The sequence below is a fragment of the Paenibacillus sp. 01T443 genome (assembly GCF_056398325.1).
The window spans coordinates 388,876-408,060 of record NZ_JBFTPE010000003.1; the positions used below are offsets into that span (position 1 = coordinate 388,876).

Annotated in this window: 15 protein-coding genes and 1 rRNA gene; 13 read left to right on the forward strand and 3 right to left on the reverse strand. The window is 46.2% G+C overall.

Features of this window, described 5'->3' with window-relative positions:
- Positions 1-120 precede the first annotated feature (120 nt).
- The 6 genes from AC1DLI_RS06195 to AC1DLI_RS06220 all read left to right on the forward strand — a co-directional run bounded on the left by AC1DLI_RS06195 (position 121) and on the right by AC1DLI_RS06220 (position 6,860).
- The gene (locus AC1DLI_RS06195) at positions 121-1,125 is read left to right on the forward strand and encodes a protoglobin domain-containing protein (RefSeq protein WP_477600613.1); all 1,005 of its coding nucleotides are present in this window, start codon (positions 121-123) and stop codon (positions 1,123-1,125) included.
- Between the two features lie 227 nt (positions 1,126-1,352).
- Positions 1,353-2,810 carry a circularly permuted type 2 ATP-grasp protein gene (locus tag AC1DLI_RS06200; protein ID WP_477600615.1) on the forward strand — a complete coding sequence of 486 codons (1,458 nt, stop codon included), beginning with the start codon at positions 1,353-1,355 and terminating at the stop codon, positions 2,808-2,810.
- A 16-nt stretch (positions 2,811-2,826) separates the two neighbouring features.
- Positions 2,827-3,822 (forward strand): alpha-E domain-containing protein, encoded by a 996-nt coding sequence (locus AC1DLI_RS06205; RefSeq protein WP_477600617.1) that lies wholly within the window; start codon positions 2,827-2,829, stop codon positions 3,820-3,822.
- Positions 3,819-4,709: a transglutaminase family protein gene (locus tag AC1DLI_RS06210; RefSeq protein WP_477600619.1), complete on the forward strand. Its 891-nt coding sequence runs from the start codon at positions 3,819-3,821 to the stop codon at positions 4,707-4,709. Before AC1DLI_RS06205 ends, AC1DLI_RS06210 begins: the two co-directional genes overlap by 4 nt.
- 158 nt (positions 4,710-4,867) lie before the next feature.
- Positions 4,868-5,362 (forward strand): YhcN/YlaJ family sporulation lipoprotein, encoded by a 495-nt coding sequence (locus AC1DLI_RS06215; protein WP_477600621.1) that lies wholly within the window; start codon positions 4,868-4,870, stop codon positions 5,360-5,362.
- A gap of 235 nt (positions 5,363-5,597) precedes the next feature.
- Positions 5,598-6,860: an erythromycin esterase family protein gene (locus AC1DLI_RS06220; RefSeq protein WP_477600623.1), complete on the forward strand. Its 1,263-nt coding sequence runs from the start codon at positions 5,598-5,600 to the stop codon at positions 6,858-6,860.
- Between the two features lie 104 nt (positions 6,861-6,964).
- Here the strand turns inward: AC1DLI_RS06220 and AC1DLI_RS06225 are convergent, their stop codons facing one another.
- On the reverse strand, positions 6,965-8,416 hold the full coding sequence (locus AC1DLI_RS06225; RefSeq protein ID WP_308999504.1) for a SpoVR family protein: 1,452 nt from the start codon (positions 8,414-8,416) through the stop codon (positions 6,965-6,967).
- A 225-nt stretch (positions 8,417-8,641) separates the two neighbouring features.
- Here AC1DLI_RS06225 and AC1DLI_RS06230 point away from each other — a divergent pair, with 225 nt between their 5' ends.
- The gene (locus tag AC1DLI_RS06230; protein ID WP_477600625.1) at positions 8,642-9,385 is read left to right on the forward strand and encodes a YceI family protein; all 744 of its coding nucleotides are present in this window, start codon (positions 8,642-8,644) and stop codon (positions 9,383-9,385) included.
- 117 nt (positions 9,386-9,502) lie between these two features.
- Here the strand turns inward: AC1DLI_RS06230 and AC1DLI_RS06235 are convergent, their stop codons facing one another.
- Positions 9,503-10,411, reverse strand: coding sequence for a sensor domain-containing diguanylate cyclase (locus AC1DLI_RS06235; protein ID WP_477600627.1), 909 nt, complete (start codon positions 10,409-10,411; stop codon positions 9,503-9,505).
- A 319-nt stretch (positions 10,412-10,730) separates the two neighbouring features.
- Here AC1DLI_RS06235 and arfA point away from each other — a divergent pair, with 319 nt between their 5' ends.
- The 5 genes from arfA to AC1DLI_RS06260 all read left to right on the forward strand — a co-directional run bounded on the left by arfA (position 10,731) and on the right by AC1DLI_RS06260 (position 17,670).
- Positions 10,731-12,242 carry an arabinosylfuranosidase ArfA gene (gene arfA, locus AC1DLI_RS06240; RefSeq protein WP_477600629.1) on the forward strand — a complete coding sequence of 504 codons (1,512 nt, stop codon included), beginning with the start codon at positions 10,731-10,733 and terminating at the stop codon, positions 12,240-12,242.
- An 86-nt stretch (positions 12,243-12,328) separates the two neighbouring features.
- On the forward strand, positions 12,329-13,249 hold the full coding sequence (locus tag AC1DLI_RS06245; RefSeq protein ID WP_308999508.1) for an ArsR/SmtB family transcription factor: 921 nt from the start codon (positions 12,329-12,331) through the stop codon (positions 13,247-13,249).
- 176 nt (positions 13,250-13,425) lie between these two features.
- Entirely contained in the window at positions 13,426-15,156 is a 1,731-nt protein-coding gene (locus AC1DLI_RS06250; protein WP_477600632.1) for an ABC transporter ATP-binding protein, read from the forward strand.
- The gene (locus AC1DLI_RS06255) at positions 15,149-17,008 is read left to right on the forward strand and encodes an ABC transporter ATP-binding protein (RefSeq protein ID WP_477600634.1); all 1,860 of its coding nucleotides are present in this window, start codon (positions 15,149-15,151) and stop codon (positions 17,006-17,008) included. Before AC1DLI_RS06250 ends, AC1DLI_RS06255 begins: the two co-directional genes overlap by 8 nt.
- 98 nt (positions 17,009-17,106) lie before the next feature.
- Entirely contained in the window at positions 17,107-17,670 is a 564-nt protein-coding gene (locus tag AC1DLI_RS06260) for a YkvA family protein (protein WP_477600636.1), read from the forward strand.
- Positions 17,671-17,751: 81 nt separating this feature from the next.
- Here the strand turns inward: AC1DLI_RS06260 and glsA are convergent, their stop codons facing one another.
- Positions 17,752-18,693, reverse strand: coding sequence for a glutaminase A (glsA, locus tag AC1DLI_RS06265; protein ID WP_477600638.1), 942 nt, complete (start codon positions 18,691-18,693; stop codon positions 17,752-17,754).
- Between the two features lie 379 nt (positions 18,694-19,072).
- On the opposite strand from glsA, the gene AC1DLI_RS06270 reads away from it, so the two are divergent.
- Positions 19,073-19,185 (forward strand): 16S ribosomal RNA (locus tag AC1DLI_RS06270); the annotation flags it as partial.

Genomic DNA, 19,185 nt, shown 5'->3' on the forward strand with positions numbered 1-19,185 from the left:
TCAGCTTTTCTGTACGAGGAGAAGGTTTAAAAAGTATTTAAAACGTTCATACTATTTCTTGTATGTTTTCCGATATAATAGGTGGTAGTGAAGAACAATACACCGAAGGAGTCGGATTATTTGATTAAATTATCGGCAGAACGCAAGAGACAGCTTGAATACACGGGCATTACAGAGCAGGATTTAAAGGTCCTGGCTGACTGTAAGCCTATTTTTCAGAAAATTGTCGATGAAGTGGTTGACCGATTTTATGAAAGTGTCGGACAGCAGCCGGAATTGGTTGCGATTATATCGAAAGTCAGCACCATTGAACGTCTTAAGGAAACGCAGCGATGGTACTATATGTCGCTTACCGAAGGGGTAATCGATCAAGCGTATATTGATAACCGAATAAAGATAGGAGCCGTCCATTCCCGCATTGGCTTAACGACGGATTGGTATTTAGGCACCTATATGACATATCTGGACATATCATCAAGCGTACTTCAAAAAGTGATTCCTGAAGGCTGGCAGGAAGTTGTACATGCTTTGACGAAATTATTTAATCTGGATTCGCAATTCGTGCTTGAAGCCTATAATCAGCATGAGCAGCAGAAAATCCAGGAGCTCGCGGACAATCGCTCCATCATGCTTACTACCGTAACCAGCGCGGTGCAGGAGCTGGCTTCGCTTATGCTCGAATTGGACGAGGGTGCACAAACTATTGCAGCAACGGCAATTTCGACTTCGCAATCCCAGGATAAGACGCATACATTATTAGGAGAGCTTCGTGAAGAGCTGGACGGCATTAATGAAATGGGCTCATTAATTCGCGGGTTGTCGGATCAAACGCATTTACTCGGGCTTAATGCCGCAATTGAAGCGGCGAGGGCTGGAGAAAACGGGCGAGGGTTCGAGGTTGTAGCGAATGAAGTGCGCAAGCTGGCCTCCTCATCACGCAATGCGCTCGAAGGGATACAGTCGAAGCTTGAAGAGATTGACAAGAAGCTGTTCGCCGTACGTCACGAGTCCGAGCAGACATCGGTCGAAGCTCGTAACCAAGCAGCTCGTTCACAGGAGCTGGCTTCGTTCGTTCAGATGGTCGATAAGGTCACGAAAGATCTACAGCAATTAAATCAATCCTAGAATAAAACGCAGCTTAGAAAAAGCAGGAATTCTCTCTATCGAGGGTTCCTGCTTTCGCGTTATATAAGTTGACACAATTTTCTGATTTTAGTATGATAATCCTAACATTAAGATGCGATTCGGTTATAATTGTTAAGTTTTTTAACATGAATATAACATAATTGATCAAATGTTTAACTTGCTCGTACCAAATCGGTGCAGCGCCCATCATGGAGGAGGCGGTTGTCATGTCGACGGCCAAACAGTCGCAATCGCAATTTTACGATTCTCAAACCTTTTACGATGAAATGTTCGATAAGGACTTTTCGGTACGTGCCCACTATGACACGGTTCATCGTTTATTTGGGAGAATGAAGCCAGCAGAGCTCGCTGTCCGTCAAAATGCGATTAATCAAAGAATGATGGAAGAGGGCATTACGTTCACGCTGTATAGCGGAGCACAGAATGAACCCCTCGAGCGAACGATTCCGTTCGATTATATCCCACGTGTTATTCCTAAGCATGAGTGGGAAGGCGTGGATCGCGGAGTAAGACAGAGAATTCGTGCTTTAAACGCTTTCCTTCATGATGTGTATCATGGTCAACGAATCGTTTCAGACGGCATTATACCTCGGCGCATGATCGTATCCAATACTTATTTCAGGCCAGAAATGGCTGGTCTACATGTTCCTGGCGGTGTATATATTACAGCATCGGGTATTGATTTAATTCGTGACGAAAAAGGCCGTTATTTTGTGTTGGAAGACAATTTACGGTCACCGTCGGGTTTTTCCTACTTGTTTAAGGGCAGAACGTTAATGAATGAGTTATTCCATGATTTATATTTATCCAGCTCAGTGCAAAGCATTGACCGCAGCTTGAACTGCTTCTTAAGCTCGCTCCGCGCGCTTTCTCCAAACGGCAAACGGGATCCTTTGATCGTCTTGCTAACACCAGGCGCTTATAATTCTGCCTATTACGAGCATACCTTTCTGGCTCAGCAAATGGGCATTCACCTCGTTGWAGGCAGAGACCTTGTTTACAAAGACCACAAGATTTTTTTGCGAGATTTGCGAGGTCTCCGTCAGGTAGACGTGATTTACCGACGCATCGACGATGATTTCCTTGATCCTCTAGCCTTTCAGCCTGACTCCTTCCTGGGCGTGCCTGGACTCATGAATGCTTATCGTGCCGGAAATGTTGCAATAGCTAATGCACCGGGAACCGGGGTAGCAGACGATAAAGCCGTTTATGCGTATGTTCCGGACATGATTCGTTACTATTTGGGAGAGGAGCCTCTCTTGCATAATGTTCCTACGTATATATTGTCGCGCAAGGAAGAACGCGAATATGTGCTTGATCATTTAGATCAGCTAGTGGTGAAAGAAACATCACTGTCGGGCGGCTACGGGATGCTGATTGGGCCCAGCGCTACTTCAAAAGAGCTTCAAGCGTTCGCGGAAGCCATTAAACGCGAGCCGGGTCGCTATATTGCACAGACTACGATGAAGCTGTCTCGCGCACCAGTCATGGTCGATGGCGGCATGACGCCGCGTCACATCGATTTACGTGCTTTTGCTTTGATGGGTGAGGATACGCATATCATTCCGGGAGGTTTAACGAGGGTTGCAATGACAGAGGGTTCACTTGTTGTCAATTCTTCACAAGGCGGCGGCGTCAAGGATACGTGGGTCCTTAATCGATAAATATGGAGGGAATGCGATGCTGAACCGGAATGCAGAAGCATTATTTTGGATTGGGCGTTATATGGAGCGTGCTGAGAACCATGCTAGATTGATTGATGTACATTATCATCTTCAAGGAGATGAAGTCACCATGGGCATCGACGGGAATCCCGAGAACGAAGCGGCAGAGCCTTATTTGAAATGGGCAAGGATCGTGGACGCGTTAGGCAGCCGTGAGGACTATGAGCAGCAATATGACAGCTATAATGAACGGGATGTGCTTTTCTATACGACGCTGGACCGGGATAATTCCAACTCCCTAGTCTCGTGTGTCAGCCATGCTCGCGGCAACTTGCGCACGCTGCGCGAGAAGGTGCCAAGCGAAATGTGGGATGTGACGAATGCCTTCTATTTATGGCTGAGGGAGAAGCAGCCGGATGATTTGCTTCGCGAATCTCCGCATCTATTTTTCGGGCGAATCAAGGAATGGACAGCATTGTTCCAAGGGGTTAGCCAATCGGTCATGCCGAGAGAAAATGAATGGCATTTCATTGAATGCGGCCGATACCTGGAGCGATCAGAAAATACGCTGCGAATCATTAAAGCCGTAGGCAATGCGGCAAGCGGCGATGGCTGGAACAGCGCGAGCGCTTATCCGTACTTGCAAGCAGTCTTGCGTTCCGTTAGCGGCTATCAAGCATTCCGTCGTTATTATGCAGACGGGATATCGGTGGAAACCATTGTTGAATTTGTCGTGCTGAACAGCGCTTTTCCGCGTTCTCTTCATTTTGCGCTGCATACGCTTGATGATCATATGCGGCATATCGAGCTGCAGGATAAGCAGTTGCGAACTGCTCATGAGAGAGTTATCCGTCAGGTGGGCAAGGTGAAAGCCGATTTGGCGTGCTTGGAGCGTGAAGATATGGTTATCGATCGGGGTGGAACAATCGTTGCCCATTTGCTCGATGCTTGCCAACAGCTGGGGATGGCGTTCGCCAAAACCTTTTTTCGAATGGGGGAAGCAAGCGCATGAAGCTGAGTATTTCGCATGTGACCAAATACGAGTACGCGGACGCTGTTACGGACAGTGTCAATGAGATCAGGCTTACACCAAGCACGAATGAACGGCAGTCCTGCTATCAGCAAGCAATCTCAATCGAACCGAATGCCTCCTTGTTCACTTACGAGGATTATTTCGGAAATCGGGTGCATGCGTTCTCGGTAAACGGACCACATAAACGGCTTACGATACGAACATCTATGACGGTCGTAACAAAACAGGCGCCAACCTCGGAGGAGAGAGCCCAATACTTAAGCAAGCGTTCGCCGGAACAAGCTTGGAGCTGGCTGAAAACAGACGCTGCAGCCGACCGGTTTACCGAATTTCTGTTGACGACAGAATATACTGCAGTCACGAGCGAGGTTGAGCAATTCGCGGGTGAAATTTCGGGTAAGGACGAGAATGGGCCTACGAGCGTACTGGACTGGTTGAGTGCTTTATCGACCAAAATTAGAACGGAATTCATTTACGATCCTGAAGCAACGGACGTAAAGACAAAAACCTCAGAAATGTTTCTCAGCAAACGGGGCGTATGCCAGGATTTTGCACATTTGATGATCGCAAGCTGCAGGGCTTACCACATCCCTTCCCGTTACGTGAGCGGCTACCATTTTGTTGGAGATTTACAGGGCGGAAGTGCGGATTTTGAGCAGGCATCTCATGCTTGGGTAGAGGCCTTCGTGCCTGGTCTCGGCTGGTGCAGCTTCGATCCGACGAATGTTGATCCTGTCGGAGAGCGATATGTGAAGCTTGGTCATGGACGGGATTATAAGGATATCGTACCGGTTAAAGGGGTTTATAGAGGTACAGGCGAGCAAGTGCTGCATGTATCAGTTGATGTAAGAAATGTAGAGGATTAACAGATGAATAATCAGTTATAAAAGGAACAGTGACCCGCTGAATCAGCATGGGGTCGACTGTTCTTTTTTGTTCGGTTTAATGAAATATAAACATTTTTCCATGTATGTTTAATTGTCAGCAGTGAACCTTATAAACAACAAGCAGGAGGTGTTTTGGGGTGTTGAGATTTTTGAAGCCAATTGTAACTACATTCATGGTTGCGGTGTTAGGCTGTTCATTGGCAGCATGCGGACAAAATAATACAGTGAAAGAAAATGCGATTCGGACAAAAAATGAAATGCATCGTTTGGAAACCAAGTCTTTGCCAAACGGAATGAAATCAACGCACAACGCCAAAGAACTGGCGAATCGAGCTGATCAAGTAACTGGCGTGAATAACGCGACGGTCTTCTTGCATAAAAAAGAGGCACTCGTTGGCCTTGATGTAACCGATATGGGAAAACGATCGATTATCGAGAAACAGGTTTACGCTGCTTTAAAAGGCCAATATCCCGAATTTAACATCCATGTAACCTCAGACCGGGGCATACAGGAGAAAATTGGAAAACTTGATAACGGTTTGACGAATGGACATCCTGTGAAGACCTTAGCTCAAGATGTGGCTGTCATCATACGTGCTATTGGCAACGCGGTAACCGCACCAATCAAATAGAGATATTCTATATCTATCGGCAGCTTCCTCGAGAGCTGCCGACCGCTGTTTGGAATACATACGAATATTTTTACACCTCTTAAGTTAATTTCGAATCCGCTATAACCTAATTTATCCTGAAAATCCCGCTGATTACCGTATATATCGTAAGGACGAGCAGCAAATAATCGCTGTGTTAGGAGTGAAGTTTGAAGGCAAGGGGGAAATGAAAATAAAGAAAGGAGAATGACCGCAGATGAATGACGAGAAAGTAGTGGAAGAAATTAGGAATCGGGCGGTTAAGCTCGAAAGTGCAGACGATCTCGACTTGATCGTTCAAGCGGTCGGAGATGCTGATTTTGTTCTGCTTGGGGAAGCTTCGCATGGCACCTCCGAATTTTATACGCTGCGTGCGGAATTATCAAAGCGTTTAATCCTTGAAAAAGGTTTCACCTTTATCGCCGTGGAAGGAGACTGGCCTTCCTGCTACACATTGAACCGTTACATTAAGCAATACGCAGGCTCTGCCGCAAACGTCAGAGAAGCGCTCCGGGATTTTAATCGCTGGCCGACATGGATGTGGGCGAATAACGAAGTGATGGATTTCACGGAATGGCTGTATGATTTTAACCGAGATAAAACGGCAGAAAGAAAAATCGGCTTTTATGGAATCGATGTATATAGCTTATGGGAGTCTATGGAGGAAATTATCAGCCATCTGAAGAAAACGGGATCTCCGGAATTGGGGGCTGCACAAAAGGTTTTTAAATGTTTTGATCCCCACAACCGCGATCCTCAAAAGTACGGGGTTTCGGCAGCATTCTTATCTGAAGGCTGCGAGGAGGAGGTGGTCAATCTATTGAAAGAGCTTCAGACCAAAAGGCAGCTTAGCAGGGGAGAAGATGAATCGGCTTTAAGCGATGAATTGAATGCCCTGGTTGCAGTGAATGCCGAACGATACTACCGATCTATGGTACAAGGCGGTCCGGATTCCTGGAACGTTCGGGATCGGCATATGGTTGAAGCGCTTAACCGCATTAAAGCCTTTCACGGAACGGATGCCAAAGTCATTGTATGGGAGCATAATACTCATATTGGCGATGCGAGAGCGACGGATATGGAGGCCGATGGGATGGTGAACGTAGGGCAATTGCTCCGCGAGCAGCACGGCGATGAACGGCTATTCATTGTGGGATTCGGCACGCACCGAGGAACTGTGATTGCAGCTGATCATTGGGGCGGTGAAATCAAAGCGATGAAGGTACCGGAGGCTCAGCTAGGCAGTTGGGAAGATTTACTGCACAAGGCAGGTGCCAGCGACAAGATCCTGGTGTTTGACCACGACTGTGAGCCTTTCCTTGAGCCAATGGGGCATCGGGCTATAGGTGTCGTATACAATCCTCGACGTGAACGCGGAAACTATGTTCCGTCTAGTATGACCGAGCGATATGATGCTTTTGTCTATGTAGACGAATCACATGCGCTCACCCCTCTGAAGCAGGAGATATATCACTATTAAAACCGCAAAGGTTCTGAGATAAGCGAAACAGGGTGCCATATAGGAGCACCCTGTTTATGATAACTCTGACAAATTGACCGATGGAATCAATATTTAGAAATCAGTTAAACAAACTTCCGGCTCGTCTTCTTCCCATCGCAGCTAAACACGATCTTTTTATCCTCAACGAATGTCTCGAGATGAACGTTTTTCCCCCAAAGCTGAACGACATGCGGCAGCGTACGCTCCACATATTTGAGATCAAGCTCCATACCCTCGTATTCATGAATCAGGTAAAGTTCGCCAACACGGTTGAAGTCCCCATCCTTAACCATTAAGCTCGGAAAACCGCCGTTTACTTTGGAATAGACGAGCTGATCGCGAATGTTCTCCCAAGACTTATCGGTAATCTTCCATTCCGGCCCCTTTTTCTCGAAAATATAGAGATCGAGGTCGTTTACTAAATCCTTCGTTAAATAATTGCGGAGGAAGGAGATGTCGGAATCCAGCTCGCGCACCTCGAACATTTTCTCCCTGCCTTTCCCGGGAACGCGGCCAAAACGCCTTTGTTCTTCCTTGGTCGGGTTATCGAAGCGGCGCTCGATATCCTCAAATATTTTGAGCCCTAAATAGTAGGGATTCAGGCTGTGCCTGGACGGCTGGACGACGGAGGAGTTCAGCTTGGCAAACTCGATCGTCTCGTCGCTCGTCAGATCCAGCTCGCGGATGATGCGTTGATGCCAGTACGAAGCCCAGCCTTCGTTCATGATTTTGGTTTCGATTTGCGGCCAGAAGTATAGCATCTCATCGCGGAGCATCGACAAAATATCGCGCTGCCAATCTTGAAGGGTAGGCGAATATTCTTCAATAAACCAAACGACATCCTTCTCGGGACGCGGAGGGAAACGCTTGGCATCCGCGGCCTGGGATTGAGCGGCAGAAGCGGCGGCAGCGGTTCGATCGGGATCGAGATTCCATAGGTCGTCATACTGGGAAGCAGGAATGTTCCACTCAGAACGCTCGCTGTCCTTCTGAACCATCTCAATGTAGCGCTTCTTATCAAGCTGGTAAGGCTTAATAAGCGTGGGATCGACATGCTCCTGAATCGCAAGGATCGCATCGATAAATTTCTCAACGGCTTCCGTGCCATGATCCATTTCATATTGATGAATCCTGTCAGCCGTAGCGGACATACTCTCGACCATATTGCGGTTGGTCACGCCGAAGCGGGCGTTGTTTTTGAAAAAATCGCAGTGAGCGAGCACGTGTGCGACGATGAGTTTATTTTGAATTAAGGAGTTGCCTTCAAGCAGGAAAGCGTAGCAGGGATTGGAGTTAATGACGAGCTCATAGATTTTGCTTAGGCCAAAATCGTATTGCATCTTCATTTTGTTGAAGGTTTTGCCGAAGCTCCAATGGCTGAAGCGGGTCGGCATGCCGTAAGCGCCAAACGTATAAATGATATCCGCAGGGCAAATCTCGTAGCGCATCTGGTAAAAGTCGAGTCCAAAGCCCTGTGCAATTTCAGTTATTTCATCGATGGATCGCTCCAGCGCGCGAATCTCATCCTGTTTCATCCGTCATCCCTCCGCATTCGAAAATACGATTCATACCATGTTTATGAATAAATGGCCAAGGTTATGACGATAGTCAGCTTTATCCGCACGGCGGAAAAAGATTTCAGTTTCATTTAAGCTTCGTTTCAGATTGTTCTCAGATTGTTACATTACAATGCGTAGTGTGGATAAACGAATGAGAATCAGAACAGATGCCTTCCACGAAAAAACCTAGGAGGGAAAGAGATGAAAAACAAAAAGATAGCCGTACTGGGAGCAGTAATTGTTATTGTAATTGGCGGTACCCTTTATTATGCTTATGATCGTTTGACCGGTAATCATGTAGAAATTGAAAGTATCATAGCGGAAGCACCAGCAGTAGACAACAGCGGTGTCGTATCGGGAGATACAGGGGATACAGCTAATACTGAGCAATCGGAAAATAATGCCGCAGAAACCTCCGGCGATGCAGTCGACGTAGATGGGACATGGACGATCGGTACCGACTCAAAGGTGTATTTTTCGGTGACAACCTCTAGGGATACGGTCAACTATGAAATTGATAAAGTAACAGGCTCATGGGAGCTGAATACGGCTGATCCTGCTCAGACGAAGGCGGAAGGTACCGTTGATGTGACGAGCATGGACTCTGGAAATTCGCAGCGGGACAAGCATATTTCAGAGGCTGAATATTTAGATACGGCACAGTTTCCGAATGCATCATTTAAGGCAACTTCCTTTGATGGACTTCCGACAGCATGGAAATCAGGCGAGGTACACGATGTAAGTATTACAGGTGAGCTAACGGTTAAGGGAATAACAAAGGAAGTTGTTTTTACGGGACAAACCTCATACGATCAAGGGGCGTTAAAGCTTGAAGCAAGCACTGTAGTCACCTTTAGTGACTTTGGCATGAAAAATCCGCATACAGTCGTTATGGATACGGAAAATAATCTTACGGTCGAGCTGAGGCTTCTATTAAACAAATAAAGCAGCTGACTGTTAAGCGGAGGCGCTTTGCTAGGAAGGCTAAACACGAGGATATACAATGAAAAACCTTTGTAGAACCGCCAGCCGGAGTTTTATCTCCGAGCGAAGCCTGGTTTCTCAAAGGTTTTTTTCATTTTGTTTTATGCCGTACATGGCCTGGTCGGCGTCGCTGATCAGGTCTTTTAAGCTGTTGCTTGTACCCTGCATGGAGCTGATGCCAATGCTTGCGGAAATACGAAAGGTATGTCCGTCAATCGTGAAAGGCTCTTTAATCGAATCCTTTATTTTTCCAGCCACAAATTCGATATCCTGATTATCAACCAAATGCTGAAAGCAAATTACGAATTCATCTCCGCCGTATCTAACGAGTATGTCGGTTTTGCGGACACTCTGTTTAAGTCTTGCAGAAATTTGAAGCAGTAGCAAATCGCCGATATCATGGCCGAATGAATCATTGACCTCTTTAAAGTCGTCGATATCGATAAACATCACGCTAAACTGCTTGTCCGAGTCGTTATAGTACAGATGAGACAAATACCGCCGATTGTATAAGCCAGTTAAACTATCCGTGACGCTTGCGTTTTCCAGCTCTAGAATATAAGCGAAAAAAGCGGCCATTGATTCGAGGAAGCCAAGCTGCCTCGAATCTAATTGAATAGGCTCGCTGCTTAATGCGCATATGGTTCCGATAGGTTGACCGTCATTTGTTTTTATAGGAATTCCGATTAGCGAACATGCTCCAAGCTGCTGAGTGATCGGTAATGAGGCAGTACGCTGATCATCAAGTGTGTTTGTTATGACTAGTAGGGGCGCGGATTGCTTCACAATGAGGTTGCTGTAACTTTGTAACAATGGGAGTTGTGAGCTGCTTTGCGCTAAAATCTCATGATGGTTTAATGCCCGGATGATTCTGCTTCCATGACCATCGTTTGCTGAGATGAATATTGTGTCTACTTGTAGAAAGTGCTTCAAGGTGTCAATAATGTGGTCGGCTGCATCTTCTAGTGAGCGTGTGGGTCTGCTCATGTTCTCAACTCCTGCCGTAGTGTTGAAACAAAGGATTTACCTTATAGTTCCATAGTAGTCTAAAATGAGGACTAACTCAAGAAACTAATGATAAATATTAGGAAAATTGAACTACTTTTTTACACATGTAAAACTTTAGGCGCATATAAGGAGAAAAATGCCCTATGATTTTTTTTGAAATAATATATATATTAATTCAAATATACTAAAATTAATACTTGAATTAATTACGAACCTGTAGTTAAATAATAATAGAAGTTTGTATTAATGCTCAACTAACTAATTAATGAAACTATTAATTGATGTGAGGTGGATGATCATGGCAAACAAAGCAACAATGATCGTGGATAAGGATTTTCAAGTTGGAGAAGTAGATAAACGTATTTACGGTTCATTCATAGAGCATCTTGGGCGTGCCGTTTATGGTGGTATTTACGAGGCTGACCACCCGCAAGCAGACGAGCAAGGTTTTCGTTCCGATGTACTTGAGCTTGTAAAGGGACTTGATGTTCCGATCGTCCGTTATCCAGGAGGTAATTTTGTATCCGGTTACAACTGGGAAGATGGCGTCGGCCCGGTAGACCAACGTCCGAAAAGGCTTGAGCTTGCTTGGAGGACGGTCGAGCCAAACTGGATAGGATTCAATGAGTTTATGGACTGGTGCAAAAAGGCGAATACAGATGCAATGATGGCGGTTAATCTAGGTACTCGCGGCATTGATGATGCGCGTAACTTGATTGAGTACTCCAATCATAAGTCAGGCTCGTATTGGAGCGATCTGCGTATTCAGCACGGTTACAAGGATCCGCATAATGTAAAAACCTGGTGCCTGGGTAATGAAATGGACGGGCCATGGCAAATTGGCCATAAAACGTCAGTAGAATATGGCCGCCTTGCTAACGAAACAGGAAAAGCGATGCGTTGGGTCGATCCAACGATCGAGCTAGTCGCATGCGGAAGCTCGCATATCGGTATGCCGACATTCCCGGAATGGGAATCCACGGTGCTCGATCTGGCTTATGATACAGTAGATTATGTTTCTATTCATCAATATTACGGAAACCCGCATAACGATACGCAAAACTTCTTAGCGCAATCCATGAGCATGGATTCTTACATCAATACGGTTATCTCGACCTGTGATTTTGTGCAAGCGAAGAAACGCGGCAAGAAAAAAATCAATCTCTCCTTCGATGAATGGAATGTATGGTTCCACTCCCATTCGCAGGATAAAAAGCTTGATCCTTGGCAAATTGCTCCGCCACAGCTTGAAGATGTGTATAATCATGAGGATGCACTTGTGGTTGGCTGTATGCTGATCAGTATGCTGAAGCGTGCTGACCGCGTGAAAATGGCTTGTATCGCGCAGCTGGTTAATGTTATCGCTCCAATCATGACGCAAAACGGCGGTCCTGCTTGGAAGCAAACGATTTATTATCCGTACATGCATGCAAGCATTTTTGGCCGCGGAACGGTTCTGGTACCGCTTGTGAAATCGCCGAAACATGATACGAAGGATTTTACTGATGTTCCTTACCTGGAGACGGTAGCTGTTCATAATGAAGAAAAAGAGGAAGTGACGATTTTTGCGGTTAACCGCAATATCGACGAAGCACTGCCTTTTGAAATCGATCTTCGCAGCTTCGGTGCTTTCCGGGTTATCGAGCATATTGTGCTTGAGCATGAGGATCTGAAAATGACAAACACAGCAGATGCGCCTAACCGCGTAACGCCGCATACGGCAGGTAACGCTTCTCTTGCAGACGGCGGAAAAATTCAAGCGACGCTTAGCAAAGCATCGTGGAACGTTATCCGTATTAAACTTTCATAAAAACAGAACGGGGTATCCGGAAGCCAAGATTGCGGCTTTTGGGATGCCCTTCTCTTATTATAGAATAGAGAGAGGAGGGGTCAACGATGATACATGCAAATACAAACGAAGAATGGCTGCCTTTATATGAAGCTTTAGCGAGCCCGGTCAGGCTTTCCATCATAAACCTGCTTGCTACGGATATGATGAACGTCAAGGAGCTTGCCGAGGCGATTGGCTTAAGCAGCGCGATTGTAACCATGCATATCCGGAAGCTGGAGAAGGCGGGAATCGTTCAAACCAAGATGGTTCGAAAGCAGGGAGGCACTCACAAAATATGTACCCTGGCAGAACGTTCCATCGCTATTGAACTTCCGCATCCTACGCTGGATGTGAAAAAGGTGCATGATGTAAGCGTGCCTGTTGGACATTTTACAGAATTCGAGGTGTTTCCGACCTGCGGCATTGCTACGGTGGACAAGCTGATCGGGCAATTTGATGACCCGCGCTTCTTTTTGGAGCCGGAACGGATGAATGCCGGCATTTTATGGTTCGGCAAAGGCTACGTGGAATACAAGGTACCGAATTACTTGCTTGCAGGTCAGCGTCCTATTGCGCTGGAAATCACATTGGAGCTAGGCTCTGAGGCGCCGGGCGTGAACGAGAACTGGCCGTCGGACATTAATTTCTCTCTTAATGGCAAGGACATTGGCATGTGGACGAGCCCTGGCGATTATGGCGAGGTTAGAGGACGGTTCTCACCTGCTTGGTGGGGTGAACGCGTCAATCAATACGGATTGCTTAAGGTGATACGCATACAAGAGGACGGTACCCTAATCGACGGACAGCATATGTCGTCCATTAGTATCGGAGAAATTGGGCTGGAGCGCAATTTTTGGACATTCCGAATAGGAGTGAAAGAGGATGCCTTGCATGTTGGCGGCTTAACCTTGTATGGAAAAGGCTTCGGTAATTATAATCATGACATTATGTTTCGAGTCTTTTACGAGGATGTGCGCGGCGTTTAAAGCAGTTTAGCTGCTTTGGACCCGTGCCTCACCCGGGCTTACCTCATTAACCTCCCCGTTATCCAAGGTCCAGTCATCTCCGTTTATTTTTATATTCCGCTATGCCATTTCTAAATTCTAGAAGATATAATGAGAGTAATAGCTAGTTTAAGCCATTATTACTCGGAGGATCAAAGATGCTGACGATGTTCGCTTTTCTCAAAAAGTACCGTTTGGCTGCTTATGTAGCGCTGCTGCTGATGCTGGTAGAGCTCATGGTGGAGCTGCTTCAGCCTTTTATTATTTCCAAAATCATTGATGACGGCATTGGCAAGGATAATTTAACGGTTGTACTTCAGTGGGGCGCTTTCTTGATTGGCTGTTCTATTATTGCATTTGTAGTAGGGATACTCAGCTCCTTCTACGCCTCACATGTCAGTCAAAGCTTTGGTTTTGATTTAAGGGAACGTTTATACGAAAAGGTGCAATCGTTCTCGTTCGCGAATTTTAACCGTTTTCCGGAATCATCTCTAATTACCAGACTTACAAATGATGTATCGCAGCTGCAAAATACAGTCTTTATGGGCTTGCGAATCATGCTTCGTGCCCCGCTGCTCGTCATCGGAAGCATTGTGATGGCCTTTGTCGTCCAGCCTAAGCTGGCAATTTGGCTTGTCGCTGTTATTCCGTTCCTTGGTGTTTTTCTGCTTTGGGTGCTTAAGAAAGGCGAAAAATTATTTCGCTCCGTTCAGCAGCAGCTCGATCAGGTAAACAGCGTAATGCAGCAAAATTTGATCGGAATGAGAATTGTCCGCGTATTCGTACGTATGAGGCATGAAGCTTCAAGGTTTGCGGGTTCAAGCGAGCAGTTGATGGACCGGACCGTTGCAGCGCTTCGTCTAACGGAGGCTACGATGCCTATTGTTCTTCTTTTTATGAACGCGAGCGTCATGGCTGTGCTCTGGTTTGGCAGAATTGAGCTTGATACAAACGGCGCAACGGTTGGTGAAGTTATCGCGATCGTCAATTATGCGACAAGAACAACTGCTGCGTTATCCATTATGTCAATGATCGTGGTCAACTTCTCAAGAGCTCGCGCATCGGCTCAACGGATTGAAGAGGTTGTGTTAACAGATATCGACTTGACCGATACGTTGGAAAGTGACGAAGGCGTAAAGCTGCGAGAAGGATATGTTTCATTTAAGAACGTATCGTTCCAATATCCGGGTTCGGACCAGCATGTGCTGCAGCATATTTCCTTCTCGGCAAAGCCTGGCGAGACGATTGCGATAATGGGAGCGACCGGTTCAGGGAAAACCTCTCTCATCCAGCTTATTCCGCGTTTGTACGACGTGCAGTCCGGAGAAATAGGCGTGGATGGCAAGGATAATCGTTTAATGAAGCTGGAGCAGCTCCGCAAGCAGATTGGATATGTGCCGCAGGAGATCATGCTGTTTACGGGAACGGTGGAAGAGAACATCCGCTGGGGTAAAGAGAACGCTACCATCGAAGAAATTATGGAAGCAGCGAAACTTGCTCAGATACATGACACGATAATGAAGCTGCCGGAGCAATACGATACGATTGTTGGTCAAAAGGGCGTCAACTTATCAGGCGGACAGAAGCAGCGTCTTACGATTGCGAGAGCATTGGTGCGGAAGCCGGTTATTTTGCTACTGGACGACAGTACGAGTGCATTGGATGTCAAGACCGAATCGGCGCTTCTGCAAGCGCTTAAGCATATCAAATGCACTACGTTTCTCATTACGCAAAAAATAAGCTCTACGGTGTCAGCCGACTCCATTCTGCTTTTAGATGAAGGGCAGCTGCTGGCACAAGGTAAGCATGAGCAGCTCATAAGGCAGTCAGCCTTGTATCAAAAAATTTATGAATCACAGTTCGGGAAGGAAGGTGTATCCCGTGCTTAAACATTTAAAAGAGCCTTTTCAATATGCGAAGCCGCTTGATGGAAAAGAAGCAAAAGCTAAAGATCAAATGGCCGGAGGCCCTGCCAGAAGCAAGCCGCGGGCGAAGAATATGTCCGGAACGCTAAAGCAAATGTGGAATTATCTCCTTGAATATAAAGGAAAATTAGCTGCAGTCATCATCATGGTGTTATTAAGTTCCGCTTTTTCCTTGCTCGGTCCATATTTGGCAGGCACGGCAATCGATCATTTTTTGATCAACCGTGACAGCGGTTTTATCGTATTTCTTATCGGAATGGCGATCGTTTATGTGTTTCATTCTGTCACGATGTGGTTACAAAGCATATGGATGATAACGATATCACAGAAAACCGTATACCGTATGCGCGTTCAATTGTTTGAGCATTTGCACAGACTTCCGATACCCTATTTCAGCAAACGCCAGCATGGGGAGCTTATGAGCCGCGTGACGAATGATATTGAAAATGTCAGCGCATCTTTAAACAGCTCCGTTATTCAAGTATTTTCAAGCATGCTTCTGCTAGTTGGAACGGTGAGCGTCATGCTGTCGCTTAGCCCGTTGTTGACTTTGCTGACATTTCTTGTCGTGCCGCTTATGGTGCTGGGAATGAAATGGATAACGAAGCAAACGGGACGTTTGTTCAAAGCGCAGCAGCGCAATCTTGGCGATTTGAACGGCTATATTGAAGAGACGCTGTCTGGGCAGCGCATCGTGAAGGCCTTTTCCCAGGAGCAGACGGTCATTGCTGCTTTCAAGGAGCGTAACGAGAGAATCCGCGTTTCTGGCTTTTGGGCGCAGACGATCTCCGGCTTCATTCCCAAGCTGATGAATGCGCTCAACAATTTGAGCTTTGCCATTATAGCCGGGATCGGCGCTATTTTTGTGCTGAATGATCAAATTACGGTAGGTACGATTATCATATTCGCGGAGTATTCGAGACAGTTTACTAGGCCGCTTAATGATCTCGCCAATCAGTGGAATACGCTGCTATCCGCGGTTGCCGGCGCAGAGCGTGTGTTTGATGTGTTAGGAGAAGACGAGGAACGGTCAGACGAGGGTTCTGCAATAGAGCTTGGAGAGGTAAAGGGGAGCGTTGTATTTGATCATGTAACGTTCGCTTACGAAGGACGGGCATCTACGATTAACGATGTAAGCTTCGAATTAACCCCGGGAGAGACCGTCGCGCTAGTAGGTCCTACCGGAGCGGGAAAAACAACGTTGATTCAGCTGTTATGCCGCTTTTATGATCCAAGCTCTGGCAGCATCCTGATCGATGGACACGATACCCGCATGATCAAACGTGAAAATCTGCGCTCGCATATGGCATTTGTACTGCAGGATCCTTTTTTGTTCGAAGGCACGATAAATGAGAACATTCGTTACGGCAAGCTCGATGCAACGGATGCGGAGGTAGAAGAGGCTGCGAAGCTTGCTAATGCGCATTCGTTTATCACACGTTTGAAATCCAGCTATAATACCGTGCTTAAGCCGGATGGCAGCGGGATCAGCCAAGGACAGAAGCAGCTGCTTGCGATTGCTAGAGCTATACTTGCCAATCCTTCCATCCTAGTACTTGATGAAGCGACAAGCAGTATCGATACCGTTACGGAAATCAAAATCCAAGAGGCACTGCAGCGTCTCATGCAAGGCCGCACAAGCTTTGTTATCGCCCATCGACTGAACACCATCCAGCAGGCGGATCAAATTGTGGTCCTTCAGGATGGTGCCATTATAGAAAAAGGATCCCATTCACAGCTTTTGGCACAACAAGGCTTCTATAGTTCCTTGGTTAACGGACAGCTTAGGAATGGCATGTTGAACGAAACGAGCTAATCGTATTGCAGCCATCATTTTTAGTTAATCCGGAACGGAAATTGCAACTATTTTTAGGGATTGAAAGTATAAGTAGGTATAACATGGAGGTGGGATGTATGACTATTGCCCAGTGCGCCAACTGTGGAAAGAACAACGATGTCGATCCGAACAGGTTAATGGTTATAGAATGCTCCGCATGTGGCTCGAAGCTCATCGAAGAGTCCGTTCCGTTTGAGATTGCGGAGGAGGAGCTTAAAACATCCTTGGACTTGAGTAAAGAAAAACCGTTAGAGGAAGTCGACATAAATAAATGGATCGGCAAAATTGGGGACCACGAGAAACAATCGAAGTACGTAGAAGAAGGGTTTTGGGCAAAGGTGAAGCGCCATGCAGCTAAAGTACCGTTTGCTAAGGAGGTTGTAACGCTTTATTATTGTTCGGCTGATCCCAAAACGCCGATTTCAGCCAAGGCGACGGCAATTGGCGCCTTAGCTTACTGGATCTTGCCTCTGGACCTTATTCCTGACTTTCTGCCGGTAGCCGGCTTTGTTGACGATGCAACGGCCGTGTTTATTGCTTACAAAGCGATCAGCGGTCAAATTACGGATGATCATCGTGAAAAGGCGGAGCAATTTTTTATATTAAATAAAGGTGTGAAGCTGATTAACCATCAGCAATAAAATAGACGCAAGCAAGAAGGATGACCCTGCGAACTTATTCGCCTTGGAGTCATCCTTCTTCATGTGCGTGGGAGTATGCAATTAGAATAAGCTCCAATCGAACTCACGCGATAAGGATTCCAGAAGCGCGACACCGGCAATGCTGTTTCCTTTCCGATTCAGTGAAGGGCCTATCAATCCAATACCGTATCTCCCAGGCACCAGCGTTAAGATACCGCCGGATACTCCGCTTTTTGCAGGCAAACCGACTTGGATAGCAAACTCGCCAGACGCATTGTACATTCCGCATGTGATCATGAACGTTTTGGCGATTTGGACGTAACGACGGGGGATTAGTTCTTCTCCTGTAAGCGGGTTTTTACCATTATGGGCAAGCACCAAAGCCATTTGAGCTAAATCCGTGCAGGTAACGCTAATGGAGCAATGCCGGAAATAAACGTCGAGAACATCCTCGACCGCGCCTTGTAACACGCCGTTGTCTTTTAGAAAATAAGCCATCGAACGATTTAAATTCGCGGTAGCGGATTCGGATCGGTAAACATCCAGATCGTAGTTAATAGATTGATTATTAGAAAGAAGCCGCATGAAATCAAGTACGCGATCGGATTTTTCTATGGGATCCTTACCTGCAATTAAGGAAGAGATTGCAATCGCACCGGCATTGATAAGGGGATTAAATGGGATGCCCGGCTGTACAAGCTCAAGCTTGAGCATGGAATTAAAATTGTCGCCGGTAGGCTCCATGCCGACTTTGTCAAAAACAGCTTCTTCTCCGTTATCCATGAGCGCAAGAATGAGTGTGAAGACTTTAGAAATACTTTGCATGGTAAAAGACAGTTCTGTATCGCCAGCGGAAATGGAGTATCCTTTTGAATTAATCAAGTGTATTCCCAATGCGCCTATCGGCGATTTGGACAACTCAGGAATATATGAGGCTACCTTGCCATAGCTGCATTGTTGCCTGCTTGATTCCACCCATTGCGGCAGAAGGGCCTCGATACGTGCGATTTCAGATAATGACATTTTGTTACCCCTCCCGTATAAGCTTTTAGAATGGATCGAATGATCTGTTATAATACTTATTATTTTATAACAACAGCCAAGCTATTATAAAGTTGTTTTACTGCTAGGTAGAGCAGATGTATAAGTGTGTGTTTTGCAGCCCCAAATCACAAAAAACATGATTTTAAAAGTTTTTTTGAATAAACGCTTGACCAATTGGGCGGTAGCATGATATATTCTAATTCCGGCCGAGAGAAACACGCGGACGACAAGCAAAACAAGCGTAACAAACGAAAGAAAAGATTGCTCTTTGAAAACTGAACAACGAGTAATAACTGCCTCGCAAATCCTTCGGGATAAGCGAAAAAGCGATAAAAAAGTAATGAGCATTTCAAACACCAATTTGGAGAGTTTGATCCTGGCTCAGGACGAACGCTGGCGGCGTGCCTAATACATGCAAGTCGAGCGGATCTTGTCCTTCGGGACAAGGTTAGCGGCGGACGGGTGAGTAAC